Consider the following 21,893-nt stretch of genomic DNA (forward strand, 5'->3'; position numbering starts at 1 on the left):
CGTGCGCCTGCTCCTGATCCGCCACGGCGAGACCGCCGCCAACCTCGAGCACCTCCTCGACACCGCCGCCCCCGGCTCCCCGCTCACCCCGCAGGGCCTGCGGCAGGCGGCCGCGCTCCCCGCCCTGCTGGCGGCGGCCGGGGAGGACGTACGCGCCCTGTACGCCTCCCCGCTGCCGAGGGCCCGCGGGACCGCGGCCCCGCTCGCGGCGGCCCTCGGCCTGGAGGTCCGGCTGCGGGAGGGCCTGCGCGAGCTGGCGGCGGGCGCGTACGAGGGCCGCGGCGACGCCGAAGCCGTCGGCGCGTACCTGCGCACGGCCGTGGCCTGGGCCTCGGGCCGTACGGGGCTGCGGATGCCGGGCGGGGAGGACGGGGCGGAGTTCCTGGCCCGGTACGACGCCGTGGTGGCGGAGGCGGCGGGCTGCGGGGCGGACACGGTGGCGGTGGTGGCGCACGGGACGGCGTTCCGGGTGTGGACGGCCGCGCGGGTCGCCAACGTGCCGGTGGAGTTCGCCACGGCCCACGAGGTGCCGAACGGGGGCGTGGTGGTGCTGGAGGGGGATCCGGGGCGCGGGTGGCGGGCGCTGTCGTGGAGCGGGGCGGCGGTCCCGGCGGCAGCCCCGGCCGGGGAAGCGGAGGTACGGGCGGGCGCCGGGGTCAGCGGGAGGGGGTGACCTCCGGACGGGGCTCCGCCGCGGGGGCTCCGCTCGTGGCTCCCCCCGCGACTCCCCCCGCGGCTTCCTTCCGGCGGAGCCCCGACGGCAGCGACGGCAGCCACCAGTTCGCCCGCCCCATCAGTGCGATCAGGGCCGGTGCGAGCACCAGCCGGATCAGGGTCGCGTCCACGGCCACGGCGACGGCCAGGGTCACCCCGACCACCTTGAGGAGCAGCAGGTCGGAGGCGGCCAGCGCCGCCATCACCACGGTCAGGACCAGCGCGGAGGCCGTGAACAGCCCGGCCGTCCGCTGCACCGCCCGCGCCACCGCCTCCCGGGTGGTCGCACCCGCCGCGCGCTCCTCGGCGGTCCGCGAGAGCAGCAGCACCTCGTAGTCCATCGACACCCCGAAGGCCACGCACAGCACGAGCACGGGCACCAGGGTGTCGGTGACCCCGGTGACGGCGAACTCCCCGAGGAGCCCGCCCCCGTACCCCTGCTGGAAGACCAGCACCAGCACCCCGAAGGCCGCGGTCAGGCTCAGCAGGTTGAGCGCCAGGGCCTTCAGCGGGAGCAGCAGGCTGCGCGTGCACCAGGCGAGTACGGGCAGGGTGGCCGCGGCGAGGAAGGCCAGGGCGGCGGGCAGCCGGCCGCCGATGCCGTCCTGGAGCTCGGCGAGCCAGGCCTGCGTACCGCCGACCAGGACCGGTACGGGGGCGGGGACCGCCCGTACCGCGCGGGCGGTGTCCGCGCCCTCCGGGGTTTCGGGGCCGACGTCGGTGACCACGGCGGCCCAGGTCCCGGCGGCGGAGGCGTACGGGCGGTGCTGCGGGCCGGGGGCCTGGCGCAGGCGGCCGCGGGCGTAGCTGCCGGTGGCGGTGTGGACGGCGGTGACGTGGGGGGTGGTGGAGAGGCGGCGGGCGTAGCCGTCGAGCGCGCCGTTCCCGGGGCCGTTCCCGGGGCCGTTCCCGGGGCCGTCAGCGGGGCGGGCGGTGAGGCCGGGGAGGACGACTTGGAGGGGGTGGAAGGCGAGGTAGTCGAAATCGGTGCGGAGGGTGTCGGTGGCCCGGCGCTCGGGGGCGGCGGCGGGCAGGGCCCGGTCGTCGAAGGTGCCGAAGCGGACCCCCGCGAAGGGCAGGACGAGGGCGCCGAGCAGGACCGCCGAGCCCAGGGCGGCGGCGAGGGGGCGGCGCATGACCGCCTGCCCGGCGCGGTACCAGCGGCCCTCCTGCACCGGCTCCGGTCCGCGGGCGGGCCGCCTCCGGCGGGTCCGGCGCGGGCGCCGGTCGATGCGCGGGCCGAGCAGCAGCAGGGCGGCGGGCAGCGCGGTCAGGGCCAGGAGGGCCCCGGCGCAGACCACGGCGATACCGCCGTACGCGACCGAACGCAGCATGGACTGCGGGAAGAAGAGCAGGGCGGACAGCCCGGCGACCACGGTGAGGGCCGAGCAGACCACGGCCCGGCCGGTGGTGCGGACCGCGGTGGCGAGGGCGGCGGCGAGCGCGGCGCGGTCGGACCGGCCGCCGCAACCGGTGCGCCGCCGCTCCTCGCGGTAGCGGGACAGCAGGAAGAGGCTGAAGTCGATGGTGAGGGCGAAGCCGAGGGCGGTGGTGAGGTTCAGCGCGATGACGGACACCTCGGTGTACCGGGCGAGTTGGCCGAGCAGCGCGGTGGCGGCCGCGACCGCCGTCAGCCCCAGGAGCAGGGCGAGCAGCGCCGCGGCGGCGCTGCCGAAGACGGCCACGAGCACGGCGGCCGCGAGCGGGGCGGCGAGGAGTTCGGTGCGCAGGAGGTCGGTGCGGCTCTGCCGTTCGATGGCGAGGCCGACGGGGGTCGGCCCGGTCGCGGCGACGGTCAGCGGCCCGTGCCGGCCGGTGAGGGCCCGCACCACCGGCTCCACGTCGCGCAGCGCCGTCGCCTCGGAGGTGGCCACCCGCAGCAGGACCAGCGCCGAACCCCCGCTGCGCCCGCGGAGGTTCGGGTCGCGCTCCGTCCAGTACGAGCGGACGGAGACCACCCGGGGCAGGCCGCGGGCGCGCGCGGTGAGCGCGGTACCGGCCCGTACGACGGCGGGATCGTCGACGCGGGGGGCCGTGGCCACGAGGGTGACGGTCGGGTTCCCGGCGCGGAACTGCGTGGTCAGGAGCTCTTCCGCGCGGGCGGAGGCGGCGCCGGGGGCGGTGGTCCCGCCGTGGTGCAGGCGCTCGGCGGCGCCGAGGGCGAGGACGGCGGAGAGGAACAGCAGGAGGACGGCGGCGGAGAGGGTCCGTACGGGGTGGCACAGGGGCAGGGGCAGGGACGAGGGCGGGGGCGGGGCTTCGGGGCGGGCGGGGCCGCCCGTCACCGGGCCGCGCCTCGTCCGTGCGCGGATGCGGATGCGGATACGGACGCGGACGCGCCTGTGGGGGCTGATGGCCGGGCGGCGGGGCGGGCCGCGAAGGAGTCGACGTACCGCTGCCCGGAGAGTTCCGCGATCGTCCGCATCAGCAGCAGCGTGAGCTCGCGGAGCGTCGCGGCGCTGGGGAGGCCGTCGGGCCGGGCCGGACGCCGCCGGAACTCCTCGCAGGGCAGCGGCTCCCCGAACCGCACGGTGACCGGGTGCGGCCGGAGCCCGGAGCGGCCCACGGGCTGGACGCGGTCGGTGCCGGTGATCCCGAACGGCACCAGCGGCGCCCCCGACAGCAGGGCGAGCCCGGCCGCTCCGGGCCGCCCGCGGTGGAGCAGCCCGTCCGGCGAACGCGTCCCCTCCGGGTAAAGGGCGAGCGCCGCGCCGCGGTCCAGGGCGGCCGTACCGGTGGCGAGCAGTGCGCGGGCGGCCGCGGGGCCGCCCTGCCGGTCCACGGGCAGCAGGCCGAGGCCCGTGCACAGGGCGCGGGTGAGGAGGCCGGTGGGGCCGGGCATGTGGAAGTACTCCTGTTTGCCGAGGAAGACCAGGCGGCGCCGGGGCAGGGCGGCCATGAGGAAGAAGGTGTCGCAGGCGGAGAGGTGGTTGCCGGCCAGGACCACCGGCCGCCGCTGCCCGTCCCGCGGGTTCCCGTGCGGGACGTGGTGGGCGCCCTCGACGGTGGTCGGGCAGAGGGTGGCGGAGGCGAGGCGCATGAGGGCGCGGGCGGTCCGGTACGTGGTCACGGGCCCGGCCTCAGCGGGCGGAACCGGAACGACTGCTCGAACGGCTTCCGGAACGACTGCCGGAACCGCCGGAAGCGCTGTCCAACCGGGCCGCGGAGACCACCCCCAGCCCCGCCGCCGCGGCCAGGACGTCGAGCCCCGCGCGCCAGTGCCGGGCCACCGTCCGGGCCCCCGGGACGGCCGCGTCCGCCGTGAAGGCGCAGACGGCGAGCTCGCGCCCCAGGGTCAGGGCGGACTGGTGGGGGAAGTGGGCGGGGAGGCAGTTCAGCCCGGTGACCTGGAGGGCGGTACGGCCCCCGAAGCCGAGGTCGGCGACCGAGGACAGGACGGTGGTCTGCATGCCGCAGCGGGCGAAGATGCGTTCCGACAGGGCCCTCGTACCGGCCGGGCCGAACCGGTCCAGGGAGGCGGCGAGCGCCCAGCGCACGGCCGGGTCGCGGTAGCGGGCGGTCTGCCGGGAGATCCGGCGGGCCCGGCGCACCAGGTCGTCCTCCCGCCAGGGGACCTTCAGCAGGGCCACGGAGAAGCGGTTCCCGGCGTACGGACCCGGCTCGGTCGGCCCGAGCGCGATCGGCAGCCCGATCCCGCGGGCCGAGCGCCGCCGCTCCTCCGTCCAGCCGGTGGTGTCGAGTTCCTGCGCGGCGTGCGAGAGGGCGGCGAGGTGCAGGTCGAGCACGGAGCACTCCAGCCGCCGGGAGGTGGCCCGCAGCCGGTCCAGCGGTACGGCCGCCCGGGACAGCAGCAGCCGCCCGGCCCGCTCCCCGTCGAGCAACGGGCGCCGGGGCGCGGGCAGCAGCAGCGGTACGGACGCGGCGGCCGAACGGGCCTGCCCGGCGAGCCGCGCCGCGGCCCGCGGCCGGACCCCGCCGGCGCCCGTACCCGTACCCGTACCCCGCCCCGTGTCGGCCCCGGCCCCGGTGCGCGCGGGGACCCCCGCTGCCCTGCCGCCGCCGCCCGCTCCGAAGAGCAGGCGCATGAGCCGGACGACGCCGTTGCCGTCGTGGAGGGCGTGGTGCCCGCGGTAGCAGAGGAGGTAGCGGCCCGGGGCGTGGCCGTGGACCAGCCAGACCCCCCAGGAACGGCCGGGCTCCCCGGGCACGCGCACGTTGAGCAGCGCGTCGTACGCCCCCTCGGCCCCGGCCTCGGCCTCGGCACCGACACCGGCCTCGTCCCGCCCCGCGGTCCCCCGCGCCGCCTTCCCGCCCTTCGCGCCGCCGGGCCCCGCGGCCCCGCCCGCCCGGGGCACCACCAGCTCGAACACCCGCGTGGACAGGTCCGCCGCAGCCCCCGCGAAGGGGCCGACCGCCTCCCCGCCGGCGGTCCCGGCCACCGGCCACAGGGTCGCGAGCCGCTCCCGGACGTGCGCCCGCACCTCGTCGAGGGACGGGCGCGGGCCGTCCATCTCCAGGACGGCGCCGATGTGCAGCTCGTGCCCGGCCCCCGCCCGCTCCATCTCCTCGATGACCCGGTCCACCGCGGGGAACACCCCGGGACCCGGACCCGTCCGCACGCTCGTATCCGTCATCTCTCCCCCTCTCAACCGCGGTGCAGCCGGGGCCAGACCAGGCTGGTGGCCCCCCAGGTCAGCCCGGCGCCGAAGGCCGCGACCACGACCCGGTGGCCGGGGCGCAGCCCGCCCTGCGCGTGGGCGTGGTCGAGGAGCAGGGGGACGGAGGCGCTGGTGGTGTTGCCGACGCGCTCGATGTTGGAGACCCAGCGGTCCTCGGGGACGCCGAGGCGGGTGGCGAGGGCGCGCGAGATGCGGGCGTTGGCCTGGTGGATGGCGAAGCGGTCGACCCCGGCCAGGTCCCAGCCGGTGCGGGCCGCGGCTGCGGTGACGGCGGCGCCCATGTGCTCCATGGCCCGTTTGAAGACCTCGCGGCCGTCCATGCGGAGGTGGGCGCTCGGGTGGGCGCCGTCGTACGCGTAGCGGGTGAGCGAGCCGCCCGCCGGGATGTGGATCAGGTCGGCGAGGGGCCCGTCGCCGTCGCTGCCGAGGACGAACGGACCCAGGGCGCCCGGCTCTTCGGGGTCGCCGGCGCGCAGGACGGCGGCTCCGGCCCCGTCTCCGAAGATGGGCGCCGTACCGCGGTCGTCGGGGTCGAGTACGGCGGACATGGTGTCCGCGCCGATGACGAGGACGCGGGTGCAGGTGCGGGCCGCGATCAGGCCGGCGGCCGCGGAGAGGGCGTACACGAATCCCGAGCAGGCCGCCGACAGGTCCAGGGCGGCCGCGCCCCGCAGGCCGAGGCGGGCCGCGACGGCGGGGGCGGTGGAGGGGCAGAGCCGGTCGGGGGTGGCGGTGGCGAGCAGGACGGCGTCGACGGGCGGGGTCTCGCCCTCCGCCGCCTGGGACTTGAGGGCGCGGGCGCCAGCCTCGACGGCCATGTCGGCGGTCGCGGACCCGGGTGCGGCGCGGTGCCGGCTGCGTACGCCGGTCCGCTGGTGGATCCAGTCGTCGGTGACCCCGAGGCGCCCGGCGATCTCTTCGTTCGCGACCTCGGTGGGGGGCAGCCAGGATCCGAGCCCGCACAGGACGGCGGCGGGTGCCGGGCCGGGGCGGGCGGGGGTCCGCCGGGCGGCCGGGCCGGGACCGGTGGCGGCGGTCACCGGCCGGCCGCGGGCGCGAGCCGGACGTCCGCCGGGGCGGACCGGGCGTCCGCGCGGACCCGTTCGGCCACGTACGCGGCGATCTCGCCTACCGTGCCGAGCGCGTACAGCTCGTCCTCGTCGAGGGCGACGGCCCACCGCTCGTGGACGATGAGCACGAGCTCGGTCACCGCGAGCGAGTCCAGCCCGGCCTCCTCCCCCGTGGCCCCGGGGTGGATGTCCCCGGCGGGCAGCCGCAGGGTCTCGATCATGGTCTCGCGCAGCCAGGCGTACATGACGTCGGCGGACGCGGATGTGGGCGTGGACGTGGGTGTCACGGGTCCTCCTCGTGGACGCATCCCGGCCGAACCGGGTGCCGGGCGCCGCGGGGCAGGTACGGACCTCTGTACGAGCCGCTGTTCCGAGGGGAGTTGCCCCACCCTCGCCGGCCCCGCTAGCGGAACCCAACCTTCCACACCCGACCCGCCCCACCGCCCCCACGATCACTCCACTGCACCCACACCCCGACCCCCGGACACCGCCCACAGCACCCGAACGGCGGCACGCGGGACCCGGCCCGGGCCCCGCACTTGACCTCAACCTTGCTCGAGGTACGAGAGTCGTGCCATCGAACGGCGAGACGACACACGGAGGTTCCAATGACGAAGATCCTGGTGACCGGTGCGACCGGGAGGGTCGGCGGCGCGGTGGCGGCCCGGCTGCGGGCGGCGGGCCTCCCCGTACGGGCCCTCGTGCGGGACGGGGCGGACCGGCTCCCGGCGGACGTGGAGGCGGTACGCGGCGATCTCGGCGCCCCGGCCTCGCTGGACGCGGCCCTGGAGGGCATCGACGCGGTCTTCCTGGTGTGGCCGTTCCTGGGGGCCGAGGGCGCGGCGGACGTGGTCGACGCGATCGGGAAGCACGCGCGGAAGGTGGTGTACCTGTCCTCCGCCGGGGTCGGAGCGGGCGAGGGCGGCCGCGACGGGGCGGGCGGGGCGATCACCGAGTTCCACACGGAGCTGGAGCGCCTGGTCGAGGCCTCCGGCCTGGAATGGACCGCGCTGCGGCCCACCGGCTTCGCGGGCAACACCCTGGGCTGGGCGGAGCAGATCCGCACCACCGGTACCGTACGCGCGCCGCTGGCGGCCCTGGCCCGCCCGCTGATCCACGAGGCGGACATCGCCGCGGTCGCCGTGCACGCGCTGACGACCGGGGACCTGGCCGGGGCCCGCCCGGTGATCACCGGGCCCGAACGGGTCACCCAGGAACGGCAGGCGGCGCTGATCGGCGAGGCGCTCGGGCGGCCGGTGCGGTTCGAGGAGGTGCCCCTGGAGGAGGCCGCCGCGGAGATGAGGGCCGCGGGCTACCCGGCCGTGCTCGTGGACGCCGTCCTGCCGGCCCAGGCGCGGATGCTCGACGCACCGGAGCCGGTGAACGACGAGGTGGAGCGCATCACGGGCACTCCGGCCCGCCCGTTCCGGCAGTGGGCGGCGGACCACGCGGCGGACTTCAGCTGACGGCTCCGGCGGCTCCCGCCCCGGCCGGCGCCGATCCCGCCGGTCCCGCCGCCTCGGCCGCTCCCCCGCCGCCCGCGGCGGCTTCCGCTTCGCCCTCGGGGCCGGGTTCCCAGCGCAGCAGGTCGCCCGGCTGGCAGTCGAGCACCTCGCAGAGGGCGGCCAGGGTGGTGAAACGTACCGCCTTGGCCCGCCCGTTCTTCAGGACCGCCAGGTTCGCCGGGGTGATCCCGACCCGTTCGGCGAGTTCGCCGACGGACATCTTCCGCCGCGCCAGCATCACGTCGATGTCGACGGCGATCGGCATCAGATCACCTCTTCCAGCTCGGCCTCCATCTGCGCCGCCGCGCGGTCGCGGTCGACGGCCTGGGCGAGCAGCAGCCGCAGCACGAGCACGATGAGGGCGACCCCCAGTACCGCGACGACAGCACCGCACAGCAACAAGATCATGCCAGGCGGTACGGCCTCGCCCGGCGCCAGGAGGAGCCCCAGTGCGCAGAGCAGGACCGCGGCCGCGACGAGGGCGCCGATCACGATGTGCACGTAGCGGAAGGCCGCGGGCGAGAAGACGGTGCCCCGGCGCACCATCGCGACCAGCTTCCAGACGCACACGGCGACGACCTGGGCGGCCGCGATCCCGAGGACCAGGATGCACAGGATCGGGACCCGCAGGTGTTCGAGCTCCCCTCCCGCCTCGTCGAGGTCGGTCCCCAACAGGGGCACGAGCACCGCCTGGACGAACAGCGACCCCCCGATCAGCACCACGATCACCGCGCGCAGCGCGAGCACCGCCAGTCTTCCCATCACCGTCACCTTTCTATCGACCGACGATGAGAATCTATCGATATTCGATAGCCGCGGCAAGCGCTGAGCCCGCCCTCCGGACACGGGACCGGGGGGCGGGCTACCGGTGGCAGTGGCGGGCCGGTCAGGTCCGGCTGATGTTGTACGCGAAACCGCTGCCGACGCAGCTGCCGGTCCGGTACTGGCTGGTGATCACCCAGCCGGCCGGGATGGGCGAGAAGGAGCACACGGAGGCGAAGTTCGAGCCCGCGGTGTTGCTGATGTTGTACGCCACCCCGCTGCCCGCGCAGCTGCTGGTCGAGTGCGAGCTGCTGACGACCCAGCCGGTCGGAATCGGCGAGAAGGAGCACACGTTGGCGAAGTTCGAGCCCGCCGTGTTGCTGATGCTGTACGCCACCCCGCTGCCCGCGCACCCGCCGCTGGAGTAGGAGGTCCCGACCACCCAGCCCGCCGGGATCGGGGAGAAGGAGCACACGACGAGGTAGTTCTGCCCGGCCGAGTCGGCGATCGTGTACGAGACCCCGGTGCCGGGGCAGCCGCTGCTGCGGTACGAGCTGGTGATGACCCACCCGGCGGGTATCGGGGAGTTGGAACAGACGGTCGCACTGCCGGCGGCGGCCCGCTGCGGCGCGGCCTGCGCCGGCGCGGCCGCGACGGCCGTCACACCGAGCAGCACGAGCACGACGGCCGCCAGGTGCGCGACACGGTTCCGTAAGGTCTTCAAGATCGCCTCGGATTCCCTCCGCACGACTGCTGCCGGGCGGAGACGGGGGTACGGGTAACGGGGTTGTCGGGACAACGGACGATGACGGGGACGACAGCCGAAATCACTGGCCATCACCCAACACTCCGTTTATCTCGCCCGAAATGGTGTCAGAGTTGCCCTTGTGACACCAGTGACGTCCTGGCCGGGTTAGCCCCCCGTACGAGCCACCAACCGGCGCCCCTGCAACCCCTGTTGGCGCACTACTGGCGGCCGACCGCCGGCCCCTGTGACGATCCGTCCAGACGCCGAGTCCGGGTGGGACACTCCCCACCCCCCTCACCCGGCCGCAACCGCGTCGATCCCCGCCTCCCGCAGCCGGCGCGCCAGGAACTCGACCTCGGGCAGGGTCCCGACGTACCGGTCCGCAACCACCTCGCCCGACACGGCACGGGCTTCAGCCATCCCGAGCCCCAGCCCGGCCCGCAGCACCCGCATCACGGCAGCAGGCCGGGCGGACGGATCCACCCGCAACGTGACCGGCCCGCGGCCGGAGCCGCCCCCTGCCGCTCCGGCGCCCGAACCCGACCCGGCGAGCAGCAGCGCCCGCACCTCCGCTGACACCTCACCCCCGCACACGGCCGCCCCAAACCCGCAGCCCCCGCAACTCCACTCCTCGTCCCAGCGCAACCCGCCACCCACCAGAGCCTGCACCCCCAGACACTCCGCCTCCCCAGCGCACTCGGGACACACAACGCGGTACCGCAGGCTCACGAACACGCTCTCCCCCCGCCACTTCCAACCCCTCTACGTGACCCGCTCTGGCCCTCTTAGGCAGACGTACAGCAGCGGCCCCACCGGGAATTCCCAGTGGGGCCGCTTTCGCCTGGTGGTGCTAGTCGGGGTCCGGTGCGGACATGAAATCCTTCATGGCTGCGAGCACCGGTGCGAGGTCCCGGCGGTCGAAGGCCGCACCTTCCAAGTGGACGAGGACTCTCGCGGTCTCGCCGGACTCCGGTTGGCTCCTGCGTAGTTCGGCCACACACAGGGCAAGAGCGCGGGCTACGTACTCCCCTGCATCCGTTTCACCTGCGCCGCGGTCCTCGCCACCCGTCGGCAGGGCGGCGGCGAGGGGGGGTGTCGCCAGGATGATGCCCGGGGCTCCGTCCTCCCGGGTGTTCCGGAGTGCCTGCGCGATGCCAACGCTCGGGGTGCCGCCGTAGCGGTCGTGAGCGAGCGGGAAGTTCAGGACGGCGGCATCGCAGTCCCAGCCGGTCTCGGGGACCGATCCGACCCTGAACTCGACACGGGTCAGGCCGCCAAGCGCTTCCCGACAGGCCGCCACGGCACGTTCCGTGGCGGCCGCTACTACGTACTGCATCAGCAGCCCATGTTGATGCTCATACCGGTCATGATCGAAGGCCTCCCGAGGATCTTCAGCTCATCGTTGTTGAGGGCTACGCCGCCGTCGATCACGTCGGCCGTGTAGGCCATACGGGCGCCTTCAGGGAGGTCCGAGACCTTCACCGTCGTGCGGATCATGGTGTAGGGGCCCTCCTGAGGGTAGGAAGCGTACGCCCTGCGCGAGTACTCAGCCGCACCCCTCTCCGTGAAGGAGAAGTACTTGACGCCCTGCGGGCTGTGCCAGGTGCGGTTCTCCTGGATGTCTGCGAGCTCGTTGTCCGTGACACCGCGCCACAGGTGGATCTCGTCCGGGCCGGGCCTGCCGCTGTTGTGGACCAGGACCGGCGTGTCGCCTGCCAGGACGTAGTAGGTGTGGAGCTTCGCAACGGTGAGGTTGTACGTCTCCGCGCGGGTCGTGTACTTGCGGACGGCGGTGACCTTTGCGGGGGTGCCCTCGTCGGTGCGGAGGGTGCTGCCCGCCTTGAGGTCGGCCGCGCTGAGCCACTTCTGCTGCGATTCGGACCAGAAGGGGTGCTCCGCCGTCGTCGTGATGGTCTTGACGCCCTGCGGGGTCGCGACGGAGACGTCGGCGTAGGCCTTGTCGTCGGCCGTGAAGATCACGGCCACGACGGGCTGGGCCGAGGTTTCACCCGTTTCGGGGTCGGTGGCCAGTACCTCGTCGCCGTTCTTCAACTCCTCGATCGGCTTGGTACTGCCGTCGGCGAGCTGGACCTTCGTACCGGGGACGAAGCTGTTGTTCTTCTTGGTCGGACAGGCCGTGGGGCTCTTGCCCGTGATCCAGTCCCACAGTTTGCCGCCCTTGCGCTTGGCCGCTGCCGCGTCTCCTGCGATCGGGACGAGTGCGACCAGGCTCCAGCCCGCTTCCTTCCAGTTTCCCTCGAAGGCGTAGACCACTCCGTTGAGGACGTCGGAGGCGGCGCCGAGGCCGGGAACGAAGCCGCCCGCGTCCAGGGTGAAGTGGATCTGCTCCGAGGTCAGGCGCTTGGCCTTGCCCGGCTTCCACTTGCCGCACCCGCCGCGCATGCAGGTGCGGTGCTCCTCCGTCTTGGTGTAGCTGGAGCCGGCCTTGCGGCCGCCGTAGCTGTTGACCACCGTGACCGTGGTGCGGGTGGTGAGGGTTTCGGTGACCTTCGTGTCGCGGTCGTTGTACGTCCAGCCGCCGGGGCCGCCGGACCACCAGGCGTCGTTCGCCTTGAGGTACGCGGAGTCGTTGCCGTCGGCGGTGATGATCGGCTTGAGGCCGTCCGGGTCCGCGAGGGAGACCGGGTTGCCGTTGGCGTAGGTGTACCCGTTCATCTGGAGCGGGTCGGTGATGTCGATGACCGGGTCGACGGAGAGGAAGCGGCCGGTGCCCGAGTCGTACTCGCGGGCGCCGATGTGGGTGAGGCCGGTGCTCTGGTCCTCGATGCCGGTGCCGAGGAAGGTCCGGCTGCCGGGCCACCAGGACGGCTGGGCGCCGCGCGGGTTGCCGTAGACGTCGGACTTGCGGCGGTGGACCCACTGGTTGGGGCCCTGCTCGATGGCGACGGTGGCCGTGTTGTGGTGGTCGCTGACGAGGAGGGACAGGTGGTGGCCGCCGGCGTTGCCGAAGGTGCGGCGGACGGTGGTCGGGGCGCCCGGGGAGCCGTAGTAGCGCTGGGCGTCGATGGCCTGGCCGGCCTTGTTGACGGTGATCTCGGACTCGCCGAGGTAGAGGGTGCGGGCGCTGCCCGTCTCCTCGATCAGGCGGTTGCCCGCCGCGTCGTAGATGTAGGTGGTGGTGTCGCCGAAGCTCCACTGCTGGTTGGGGCCGCCGGCGCACTGGTAGACCAGCAGGTCGGCGCCGTCGGTGGTGTTGCCGCCGGAGATGTCGATGCAGCCGTTGGAGGCGGCGTTGTAGAGGGTCTTGTCGCCGGGGCGGAAGACGAACTTCTGCTTGGCGCTGCCGTCGCAGGCCATCAGGCGGGCGTTGCCGCCCTCGTTGCTGAGGCACTTGCCGAGGGACCGCAGGGTGTCGCCGGTGAGGCGCCACTGCTGGGCCTTGGTCTCGTTGCAGGTCCAGATCTGGACGGCGGTGCCGTCCGCGGACCGGCCGCCGTCGACGTCGAGGCACTTGCCGTTCATACCGCTGACGGCGACGGCCCCGATGCCGGGGCTGGTGGCGGAGACCAGCTTGTTGCGGCGGTCCCACACCAGGTTCTGGGTGTCTCCGCCGATGGTGCGGCGGGTGGTGTTGCCCGCCCTGTCGTAGGCGTACGTCGACCGGGAGGTGACCGTCGAGTTGGTCTCGCGGGTGGTCTTGTCGGCGGTGGCCATGGTGTGCGGCTGGGTGATGACCGGAGGCTGGGCGCCGCCGGCGGCCTGCACGCCGTGGGTGTAGACGGTCTCGTCGTCGAGGGCCGCGTTGACGAGGTCGTGCTCGATCAGCTTGGTGCGGTTGCCGATCGCGTCGAAGCGGTACGACTGCCAGTAGCCGTCTCCGTCGGGGCCGGCGGTGACCTCGGCGAGGGAGGGTCCGGCGCACGCGGAGGTGCGGCCGGTCCAGGCCTCGGTGAGCTGGCCCCGGGCGTCGTAGGCGAAGCACTGCCGGTCGACGGATCCGCCGGGGCGGGTGTCGGTGACCGAGGTCGGGTTGCCGGCCACGTCGTACGTGTACGAGAGGGCGGAGACCCGGTGGTCGCCGGGGGTTTCGCGGTCGGTGAGCGCCTGGGTGACGCGGCCGGTGTTGCGGTCGTAGAAGTTGGTGGTCCACACCCGCTGCGGGGCCTTGCCCGAGGCGGTGCGCAGCACCTGGCCGGTCGGGCTGTAGACGGTGTCCGCGGTGTACCAGCCGAGGCCGGACAGGGTGACGGGCATCCCGTTGGCGTCGTGGCGGGTGACGAGCCGTTCGGCGGCGAGGCCGCCGGGGGTGGCGGGCAGGGTGCGGGTCTGGACCTTGCCGGTGGCGGTGTAGGTGGTGCCGTAGGTGTAGGTGCCGGAGAGGCCCTTGGTGGCGGCGGTGTCCGGGATGGTGGTCTTGCTGCCGGTGGGCCGGTACTCGGCGTCGTAGCCGGTGACCTCGTCGGTGACGGCGAGGGAGCCGGTGTGCCGGGTGGCGGCCACGGGCATGCCCTTGGCGCCGGGCAGGGTGTCGTAGGTCCAGGTGGCCAGCAGGGTGCCGTTCCAGTCGTCCTCGACGGTGGAGGTCTTGCGGCCGAGCTTGTCGTAGTAGACGAAGGTCTTGCGGTTCTCGGCGTCGGCGGCCCAGACCTGCTGGTCGAGGTTGTTGTAGCCGAAGGAGGCGGTGCCGGCGTCGGGGTCGGAGGACGCGGTCATGCGGCCGCGGGCGTCGTGGGTGTAGGTCCAGGCGTTGTTGTTGGCGTCCTTGACCTCGGTGAGGTTGCCGCGGACGTCGTAGGCGTAGCGGGTGTTGGACCAGGTGGTCAGGTCGGTGGCCGTGTACTGCTGGTTGAGGGTGGTGCGGCCGAGTGCGTCGGTCCAGGTCTTGGCGGCCCGGCTGCCCTTGAGGGGGGTGGTGCCGTCGGCGGACATGGCCGTGCGGGTGAGGGTCCAGTCGCCCTCGTACTTGCTGGTGACGGAGTCCTTCGGGTCGTCCTCGTGGAGGGTGGTGACCCGGACGGGGCGGCCCTGTCCGTCGTACGCGGTCTCGGTGGAGCGCGGGATCTGGAAGACGGTCTCGGGGACGAAGATGTCCGTGCCCGGCTCGCCCTCGGCGTGGTACGGGTGGTTGGCCTGGCGGACGGTGCCGTTGGCGTTGTGGAGGGTGTCGGTGACGAGACGGCCGCCGCCGAGGGCCTCGGTCTGGGTCTGGCGGGGGCGCAGGAGTCCGTCGTAGAGGGTGACGGAGTCCTCGTAGGTGCCGCTGTCGCGCAGGGTGCGGGTGGTGACGGCCGGCGGCTGGTGCTCGGAGAGCCGGTACTCGAAGGTGTAGGCGGCCTTGTCGGAGGCCGGGTTCTGCGCAGTGGTCCAGATGGACGCGGCGCGGCCCAGGTTGTCGTACGCGGTGGTGAGCTTGCGGTCGTTGGCGTCGGTGACCTGGAGGATCGTGCCGCGCGCGGGGTCGGCCTTGACGGTGCTGGTGTGGCCGAGGGGGTTGGTGGTGGTGACGTTGAACGCGGCGCCGGTGGGCGGGCTGAACGCGATGGTGGTGGCGTTGCCCGCGGCGTCGTAGGTCTTGGCCTGGCGGCCGAGGGCGTCGTACTCCACCTGCGAGGTGGTGATCCAGCCGGTGCCGGCGCCGTCGTGGGTGTCGGTCTGGCGGGGGAGGCCGCGTACGGGCGCGGTGCCGAAGGCATTGAGTGCGTCGTACGAGGTGCGGGTGTCGCTCAGCAGGGTGCCGGTGGCGCTCTGGGCGCAGTCGCCCGCGGTGGAGCGGATCCGCTGGGGCAGGCCGACGAGGTTCTTGTCGGTGTTGTGGACGTACGTGGTGGTGGTGCAGGTCTGCTCGGTGGTGGTCCAGCCGCCGGTGCCGTTGGGTACGACGGCCTCGGTCTGGACGGTCTGGGGCAGGCCGTGCTCGGTGTCGACGGTCGTCCTGGTGCGGACCGTGCGGGAGGTTCCGCCGCTGATGGACTGGATGGAGTCCGTGCGGGAGGAGCCGGTGCGGTGGGCTTCGAGCGGGGTGGTGCCGTCGCGGGGCCGGGAGCCGGTCTTCTGGCTGTAGGGCCAGGCCAGGGTGCGGGAGGAGACGGCGCCGCCGGCCTTGGTGTAGGTGATCGTCTCGGCGGCCTGGCCCTGGTACTGGGGCAGGTCCTCGCCGAGGGTCTCGGTGCCGGTGGAGTCCTTGACGGTGACGGTGGCGCGGCCGGCGTCACCGGACATGCCGCGGAAGTAGCGGGTACGGGTCTGGGACTGCTCGGTGGCGTCGGGGGCTCCGGCCGGGGTGGTGGTCAGGCCCTTCTTGACCAGCACGCTGGCGTACCCGCGCCACTCGCTGTAGGTGCGCAGCTCGGGCTTGGTGAACTCGTCGTCGTTCTTGGCCCAGGCGGCGCCGCCCTCGTACTCGTACGAGGTGGTGGTGTCGGGCTGGCGGGCGACGCGGTCCTTCTCGGTGACGCTGTCGACGACGTACTTGTTGAACCACTCCAGCGGCGGCTTGTCCAGGTCCGCGTCGGGCGACCAGTGGACCGGGTGGCAGCGGGTGGTGTTCTCCTCCGGCTTGGGGTGGGTGGTGCCCACCGCGCAGGGCGCGGAGTAGGCGACCCGCAGCTCGCCGCCGGTCTCGGTGCGGACGGTCTCGACGCGCAGGCGGTCGAAGTCGGGGGTGGCGTCGGTCGCGCTCTTGGCGACGCGGTTGGGCATGTCCTGGACGTTGGCCAGGAAGGACACCGGCGGGAGGGTGGTGCTCAGCTGGTTGCCGGCCTCGTCCTTGGCGGTGCCGTAGCCGGTGCGCGTGACGGACTCCAGCCACAGGGGCGGGTGGGTGTCGGTGCGCTGCTTGGGGAAGGACTGGGCCAAGGACCAGCGGTCCACGAGGGAGAGGGCGGTGGAGCCCTCGGTGCGCTGGCCGTAGGTGGTGACGGCGGTCAGGCGCTTGCGGGACCAGAAGGTGGGCGCCGAGACGTAGCAGTTGGTCGCGGAGGCCTTGCAGTGCAGCGTGGAGGGGGTGTCCCACCAGGGCTGCTTCTTCTCGTAGTTCGTCGACTCGAAGTCGGCGTCGGAGCACTGCGAGGAGCCCTCCTTGACGCAGCGCTCGGCGACGGTGAACTCGACCTTTCCGGCGGGGGCCCCGCCGAGGTCGCCGGCACGCAGGCCGTAGGAGATCGCCTTCGGGTAGCCGCCGCGGATGTAGGGGACCTTCTCCTTGAACTTGCCGTTCTTGGCGTAGTGGTTGGTCTCGCGGGCCCAGTCGACGACCATGGCGTTGCCGTGGACGTCCTCGACGTAGTCGAGGTTCCAGCGCCAGCCCTGGGTGCAGGAGGAGTTCGCGTAGGCGCTCTGGTGGCAGGGCTCGCCGGCGTGGTTGCCGAAGACGGGCGCGGTGAAGACGGAGTCGGTGACGGCGCGGGAGCCGGCGCCGTCGACGTCGTGGCGGCCGAAGTGGTAGCGGGTACCGTCGCGGGTGGTGACCACCCAGTACTCGCCGTCCTTGGCGCCGTTGGCGACGGAGGCGTCGGTCTTGCGCTCGACCTTGGCGCCGTCGTCGTTGGCGGGGATCCAGCGGCCGGTGGCGGAGTCGCGGACGAGCTCGGTGGTGGCGCCGCCGAGGGACATGACCACGTTGTCGCCGGCCCAGCAGAGGTCCGACTTCTTCTTGTCGGTGGCGTTGTCGTTGTTCGGCTTGGAGGGCACGGCCTTGCGGTCGTCCTCGCAGGAGCGGTAGCGCCGCTCGATGTAGCCGGGGTGGTAGTCCCAGCCGTCGCCGATCCAGGAGGCCTGCCCGTTGGCGGCGGAGGTCTTGTCGTCCACGGACTGCGAGGAGTAGCCGAGGGTGACCTTCGGCGCGGGGCCGGCGGGCGGGGCGGGCACGCTCAGCGGGTACGTCCAGGAGAAGCCGCCGCCGCTGCCGCCGGCCGACCAGGTGCCGGACGGGGAGAGGGAGGTGGCCTTGTACGTGCCGCCCGCGCCGGAGGCGCCGTCGGAGGCCGCGAGGACGACGGGGCTGCCGCCGGACATCGCGGACATGCCCTGCGCGGGGGCGGTGGCGGGGTCGATGGTGGCGCGGACGGTGCCGGTGCTCGGGTCGTTGGTGCTGGGCACGTCCTGTGCCTCGGTGCACTCGGGGAGCTCCGGGGTGGTCAGGAAGCACTCGGGGAGCTGCTTGAGCTCCAGCCGGGTGGACCACTCGGTGCCGTAGAGGTCCTCGAACTTCTCGTAGTCGAGCTGGACGTCGACCGGGGTGGAGCCCTGGGCGGGCGGGGTGACCGTGATGATGGCGCCGTCGACGGCGGCGGCCTCGGTGGCCGTGCGGGTCTCGACGGCGACGGACCAGGTCCCGGTGGGGGCCGGCGGGGCCGGCTCGGCCTCGGTGGGCGTGGCCTTGCCGATGCTGACGGGCAGGGAGCCGGCCTGGACGAGGGTGTCGCCGGTGGACGCGGTGAGCGCGACGGCGGCGCTGCCGCCGGCCGGGGGCGCGGTCTTGGCGGGCTCGTACTCGGCGGGCGGCTGGGCCGGGGCGCCGGACCAGCCGGCGAGCTTCGCCGCCTCGACCTCGTCGAGCTTGGCCTGCATGTCCTGCTGGAGACCGGGCAGGACGACGCCGCTGCGGTCGCCGGGAGAGGCGGCCAGTGCCTGGTTCGGCAGCAGGGTGGCGACGAGCAGCGCCGAGAGCGCGACTCCGGTCTGACGTGCCGTACGCCGGTGCCGGGCCGTGCGGCCGCTCCCGGCTGATGCCTTCCCGTTTCCGGGCAGGCGGAATTGATGCGCCGAGAACGGCGACATGAGAACCCCCACGCTCTGCCGGCGCCGCCGTTTCAACCGGAGCGCACATGGCAGGGAAATGACAAATTGCCAGCTGATTCTTAGGGCAGCGTGGTCCGAAAAGCCATAGGCGGCGGCACTCTGTGACTCTGATCACTTACCGTGATCGAATAACGGTAAATTCCGGCACTCAGCGACAAATTGACCCTCTGAAAGGGTGCTGGGCAGATGACGAATCACGCTGCGTGGTCCATGCTCACCTCGCACATTTACGCGCGGAAGCGGTTGGCGGTAGGAGAACCGGAATCAGATTCGGAACACCCCGCCCACAGACCGCGAACGCGATTTACCGAAGGCGGCGAAGCGCCGCCCGAGGGGGGAGAAAAGCAAGCGTGGCTGCGAGTGAGTCCGTGGACGAGAGTCCGGCAACGGCAGTGCCCACACAGGAGGTTGCGGCGGGTGGGGCACGCCCGCAGGAGGCGGCCCGGCCGCGCCGCCGCCGTGCAGCGGGGGCCCTGGCCGCCCTCCTGGCCGTCGCGGTGGCCGTACCGGTGGGGGTCCGGCTCTCCGGACCCGAAGACCCCGTGGGGTCCCCGAAGGCCGATGCCGCACCCGGGGTCGGGAGCACAGGGCCCCTCGGCGCACCCGAGGCGATCCGCCGGGCGAAGAAGACCGGCAAGGCGGTGGAGGTCACCGCGGACCGCACCGAGAACATGACCGTCTGGGCCCAGCCCTCCGGCCGCCTCAAGGCCACGGTCCACAGCAGCACGGTCCGCGCCCGGGTCGGCTCCGCGTGGAAGCCGATCGACACCGACCTGGCGCGGGTCGAGGGCGGGTACGCGCCCAAGGCCGTGAACGGGCGCCTGCTGTTCGCGGGCGCGAGCAAGACCGGCGCCCCCGCGGCCGGCACCGGCCAGCGCGCCTCGCGCACCGTCCGCACGGCAGTTCCCGCGGCCCCCGCCCCCGCGGAAAGCCCCCTGGTCAGCCTCACCGTCGACGGCCACACCATGACGGTGTCCTGGCCCGGCGCCCTGCCCGAGCCCGTCGTCGACGGCCCGCGCGCCCTCTACGAGGAGGTGCGGCCCGGCATCGACCTGGTCATGACCGCCCAGGACGGCGGCTACTCGCACCTCCTCGTGGTCAAGGACCGCAAGGCCGCCGCCGACCCGCTGCTGCGCGAGCTGAACTACCGGCTGGCCTCCCCGACCCTGAAGTTCCGCCTCGACAAGGTCTCCGGCGCGCTCAGCGCCCGCGACGCCAAGGGCAAGGAGGTGGCGGGCGCGGCCTCGCCCCTGATGTGGGACTCCAGCGGCAAGGTCGCCGCCACCGCGGGCGAGCGCCCGGCCCCGGCCGCGCCCTCCGCCGCCGCCCGCCGGCACCCGACCCTCGCCCTGCCCGGCCTGAAGGGCGCCGAGGGCGCCCGTACGGCCGTCGCGAAGGCGGCGCTCACGGGCGGCAGGCTCGCCCTGCGCCCCGACCGCGCCCTGCTGGACGCCCCCGGCACCGCGTACCCGGTCTTCATCGACCCGTCGTTCAAGGGCCACAAGCACTCCTGGACGCACCTGTACAAGACGTCCGGGAACAGCAGCTTCTACAACGGCCAGAACTTCAACGCCTCCGGCACCAACGAGGCCCGCGTCGGCTACGAGTCCACGACCGGCGGCACCTCCCGCGCCATCTTCAACTTCTCCTTCGGCTCGGAGCTGCACGGCGCCGGCATCAAGTCCGCCCGGGTCCGCGCCCTCCAGACGTACGCCTGGTCCTGCAGCAAGCGGGTCATGGACGTGTACTCCACCCCGTTCATCTCCTCCTCCAGCACCTGGAACAACACCAGCACGTACTGGGGCAAGAAGGTCGCCAGCGAGGACGCCGCGTACGGCTACAACAGCTCGTGCCCGGACAACTGGATCGCGCCCGACATCAAGGGCCTGGTCACCGAGGCCGCCAACGGCCGCTGGGGCGCGCTCTCCCTCGGCTTCAAGGCGCCGAACGAGTCCGACCCGTACTACTGGAAGAAGTTCATCGCCAACGGCGAGACCGCCCCGTACATCGAGATCGAATACAACAAGATCCCGGACATTCCGGTCGCCGCGAACATGAGCACCTCCCCCGGAGGCGCCTGCCTGACCAGCGGCAACGGCACCAGCATCGGCAAGACCGACCTGACCTTCCAGGTCAAGGGCACCGACCAGGACGGCAACCTCAAGCAGGTCCAGATCGAGATCTGGGACGCCGCGAGCGGCCAGAACATCTGGAACGAGTGGCTCTGGCCCAACAGCGAGGGCGTGGTCACCAAGCAGCTGCCCTGGGACAAGTTCACCTCGGGCCGCAAGTACTACTGGCTCTCCCGCACCACCGACTGGGACGGCTCGTGGTCCCAGGGCAGCGGCCCCCTCGACTCCGGGGGCGGCGGCTGGTGCACCCTCACCGTGGACCACACCGCCCCGCCCGCCCCCGCCGTCCGCTCCGCGCACTTCCCCGCGCCCGGCCCCGACGGCGCGGTGTGGAGCTCGGCCCCCGCCGGCACCCCCGACCAGTGGATCGAGGTCCTCGGCAACGGAGCCAGGACGGAGGACATCCGCGAGTACCAGTGGAGCCTGAACCGCCCGACGTACGACCAGAAGACCTGGGTCTGGGACGCAGGCCTGGCCCTCGCCTCCATCAAGCTCAAGGTGGACTCCGCGGGCCCGAACGTCCTGTACGTCCGTACGGTCAGCAAGGCCGGCAACATCTCCGCGCCGACCGAGTACCTCTTCTACGTCCGCCCCCGCGCCGGCCTCGACAAGCCGGGCGACGTCACCGGCGACGGCTACCCCGACATCCTCGCGGTGGACGCGAACGGCAACCTGCGCACGTACAACTCCGAGCCGAACGGCGACACCGACGCCTGGATGCCCGGCGCGGTCGACGGCGACAAGCCGGCCCCGGCGGGCTACTGGAAGACGCAGAACGGCCGGCCGGTCCTGATCAGCCACTCCGTGGACTGGTTCCCCGGCGACGGCATCACCGACCTGGTCGCCCGGATGCCCGACGGCAAGCTGTACGTGTACCCGGGCGACGGGGCGGGCCGCTTCGACATCGCCCGCCGCATGGAGGTCCTGCTGCCGGCCGGCTCCCCCGACATGGGCACCCTCGACTCGCTGGTCACCACCGAGGACGTGACGGGCGACGGCCTGCCCGACGCCTTCGCCCGCATCGGCGACGCCTTCTGGGCCTTCACCGGCTACACCGGCGGCTCGTTCACCGAGTCCCGGCGGCTGTCGGCCACGGCCTGGCTGAAGCGGGACATCGTCGGCGTCCGCGACATCAGCGGGGACCAGGTCCCCGACCTGATCTTCCGCGACGACAACGACCCCAACCGCGGCCTCGCCCTGCGCAGGGGCAAACCCGGCGCTGCCGGCGGCGTCGACCTGGCCTCCCTCGGCTCCGCCGCGGCCTCCGCGGACGCCAAGGACCTCACGTACGGCACCACGGGCTGGGGCCGCGCCGCCACCCCGAAGATCCTCGGCACCCCCGACGCCAGCGGCGACGGCATCCCGGACATCTGGGCGGTCAGCAACATCGGCCACCAGTTCCTGATGCGCGGCGGCACCACCGCCTGGCTCGGCGACGCGAGCGGCCGCGACGAGGACGACTGGCACACCTTCCTCACCATCGGCTGACCCACCCGGACCACCGGACCCTCCGGAAACCACCGAGCCGCCGCGGCCCCGCCCCCACACCGAGTGGGGAGCGG

General features: G+C 73.5%; 14 protein-coding genes. 3 read left to right on the forward strand and 11 right to left on the reverse strand.

Annotated elements, in window-relative coordinates; genetic code table 11:
* The first annotated feature begins 1 nt into the window (after position 1).
* Positions 2-673, forward strand: a complete 672-nt coding sequence (locus tag ACZ7JZ_RS27860) for a histidine phosphatase family protein (RefSeq protein ID WP_470943847.1) — start codon at positions 2-4, stop codon at positions 671-673.
* On the opposite strand, the gene ACZ7JZ_RS27865 is transcribed toward ACZ7JZ_RS27860, so the two are convergent.
* From ACZ7JZ_RS27865 to ACZ7JZ_RS27885, 5 genes are read right to left on the reverse strand one after another with little or no spacing between them, the layout of a single operon-like run.
* Positions 657-2,999 (reverse strand): MMPL family transporter, encoded by a 2,343-nt coding sequence (locus ACZ7JZ_RS27865; RefSeq protein ID WP_470943848.1) that lies wholly within the window; start codon positions 2,997-2,999, stop codon positions 657-659. The two genes, ACZ7JZ_RS27860 and ACZ7JZ_RS27865, sit on opposite strands and share 17 nt — an antisense overlap.
* A complete protein-coding gene (locus ACZ7JZ_RS27870) occupies positions 2,996-3,784 on the reverse strand; it encodes a lysophospholipid acyltransferase family protein (RefSeq protein ID WP_470943850.1) in 789 nt (262 codons plus the stop codon). Before ACZ7JZ_RS27870 ends, ACZ7JZ_RS27865 begins: the two co-directional genes overlap by 4 nt.
* Before the next feature lie 10 nt (positions 3,785-3,794).
* Entirely contained in the window at positions 3,795-5,309 is a 1,515-nt protein-coding gene (locus ACZ7JZ_RS27875; RefSeq protein ID WP_470943852.1) for a condensation/DUF1298 domains-containing protein, read from the reverse strand.
* A gap of 11 nt (positions 5,310-5,320) precedes the next feature.
* Positions 5,321-6,394 (reverse strand): beta-ketoacyl-ACP synthase III, encoded by a 1,074-nt coding sequence (locus ACZ7JZ_RS27880; protein ID WP_470943853.1) that lies wholly within the window; start codon positions 6,392-6,394, stop codon positions 5,321-5,323.
* Entirely contained in the window at positions 6,391-6,711 is a 321-nt protein-coding gene (locus tag ACZ7JZ_RS27885) for an acyl carrier protein (protein WP_470943854.1), read from the reverse strand. Before ACZ7JZ_RS27885 ends, ACZ7JZ_RS27880 begins: the two co-directional genes overlap by 4 nt.
* A 321-nt stretch (positions 6,712-7,032) precedes the next feature.
* Here ACZ7JZ_RS27885 and ACZ7JZ_RS27890 point away from each other — a divergent pair, with 321 nt between their 5' ends.
* A complete protein-coding gene (locus tag ACZ7JZ_RS27890) occupies positions 7,033-7,890 on the forward strand; it encodes an SDR family oxidoreductase (RefSeq protein WP_470943856.1) in 858 nt (285 codons plus the stop codon).
* On the opposite strand, the gene ACZ7JZ_RS27895 is transcribed toward ACZ7JZ_RS27890, so the two are convergent.
* The 6 genes from ACZ7JZ_RS27895 to ACZ7JZ_RS27920 form a co-directional block, all read right to left on the reverse strand.
* Positions 7,883-8,194 (reverse strand): helix-turn-helix domain-containing protein, encoded by a 312-nt coding sequence (locus tag ACZ7JZ_RS27895; protein ID WP_470943858.1) that lies wholly within the window; start codon positions 8,192-8,194, stop codon positions 7,883-7,885. The two genes, ACZ7JZ_RS27890 and ACZ7JZ_RS27895, sit on opposite strands and share 8 nt — an antisense overlap.
* Positions 8,194-8,691, reverse strand: a complete 498-nt coding sequence (locus ACZ7JZ_RS27900) for a DUF2975 domain-containing protein (protein WP_470943859.1) — start codon at positions 8,689-8,691, stop codon at positions 8,194-8,196. The genes ACZ7JZ_RS27895 and ACZ7JZ_RS27900 overlap by 1 nt, the downstream gene beginning before the upstream one ends.
* A 124-nt stretch (positions 8,692-8,815) precedes the next feature.
* Positions 8,816-9,415 carry a hypothetical protein gene (locus tag ACZ7JZ_RS27905; protein WP_470943860.1) on the reverse strand — a complete coding sequence of 200 codons (600 nt, stop codon included), beginning with the start codon at positions 9,413-9,415 and terminating at the stop codon, positions 8,816-8,818.
* 318 nt (positions 9,416-9,733) lie between these two features.
* Positions 9,734-10,018, reverse strand: coding sequence for a hypothetical protein (locus tag ACZ7JZ_RS27910; RefSeq protein ID WP_470943862.1), 285 nt, complete (start codon positions 10,016-10,018; stop codon positions 9,734-9,736).
* A 271-nt stretch (positions 10,019-10,289) separates the two neighbouring features.
* Positions 10,290-10,775 carry a hypothetical protein gene (locus tag ACZ7JZ_RS27915; protein ID WP_470943864.1) on the reverse strand — a complete coding sequence of 162 codons (486 nt, stop codon included), beginning with the start codon at positions 10,773-10,775 and terminating at the stop codon, positions 10,290-10,292.
* Positions 10,775-18,178 (reverse strand): ricin-type beta-trefoil lectin domain protein, encoded by a 7,404-nt coding sequence (locus tag ACZ7JZ_RS27920; RefSeq protein WP_470943867.1) that lies wholly within the window; start codon positions 18,176-18,178, stop codon positions 10,775-10,777. Before ACZ7JZ_RS27920 ends, ACZ7JZ_RS27915 begins: the two co-directional genes overlap by 1 nt.
* A gap of 371 nt (positions 18,179-18,549) precedes the next feature.
* Between ACZ7JZ_RS27920 and ACZ7JZ_RS27925 the strand changes: the two genes are divergently transcribed.
* Positions 18,550-21,819 (forward strand): DNRLRE domain-containing protein, encoded by a 3,270-nt coding sequence (locus ACZ7JZ_RS27925; protein WP_470943870.1) that lies wholly within the window; start codon positions 18,550-18,552, stop codon positions 21,817-21,819.
* The last annotated feature ends 74 nt before the right edge of the window (positions 21,820-21,893 follow it).

This window comes from Streptomyces sp. NPDC038213, from assembly GCF_055600495.1.

What these genes read in the sequence shown, in the direction of transcription:
- ACZ7JZ_RS27875 (WP_470943852.1), bottom strand. Translation starts at nt 5,309, where the DNA reads ATGACGGATACGAGCGTGCGGACGGGTCCGGGTCCCGGGGTGTTCCCC.
- ACZ7JZ_RS27890 (WP_470943856.1), top strand. Translation starts at nt 7,033, where the DNA reads ATGACGAAGATCCTGGTGACCGGTGCGACCGGGAGGGTCGGCGGCGCG.
- ACZ7JZ_RS27895 (WP_470943858.1), bottom strand. Translation starts at nt 8,194, where the DNA reads ATGCCGATCGCCGTCGACATCGACGTGATGCTGGCGCGGCGGAAGATG.
- ACZ7JZ_RS27900 (WP_470943859.1), bottom strand. Translation starts at nt 8,691, where the DNA reads ATGGGAAGACTGGCGGTGCTCGCGCTGCGCGCGGTGATCGTGGTGCTG.
- ACZ7JZ_RS27915 (WP_470943864.1), bottom strand. Translation starts at nt 10,775, where the DNA reads ATGCAGTACGTAGTAGCGGCCGCCACGGAACGTGCCGTGGCGGCCTGT.
- ACZ7JZ_RS27920 (WP_470943867.1), bottom strand. Translation starts at nt 18,178, where the DNA reads ATGTCGCCGTTCTCGGCGCATCAATTCCGCCTGCCCGGAAACGGGAAG.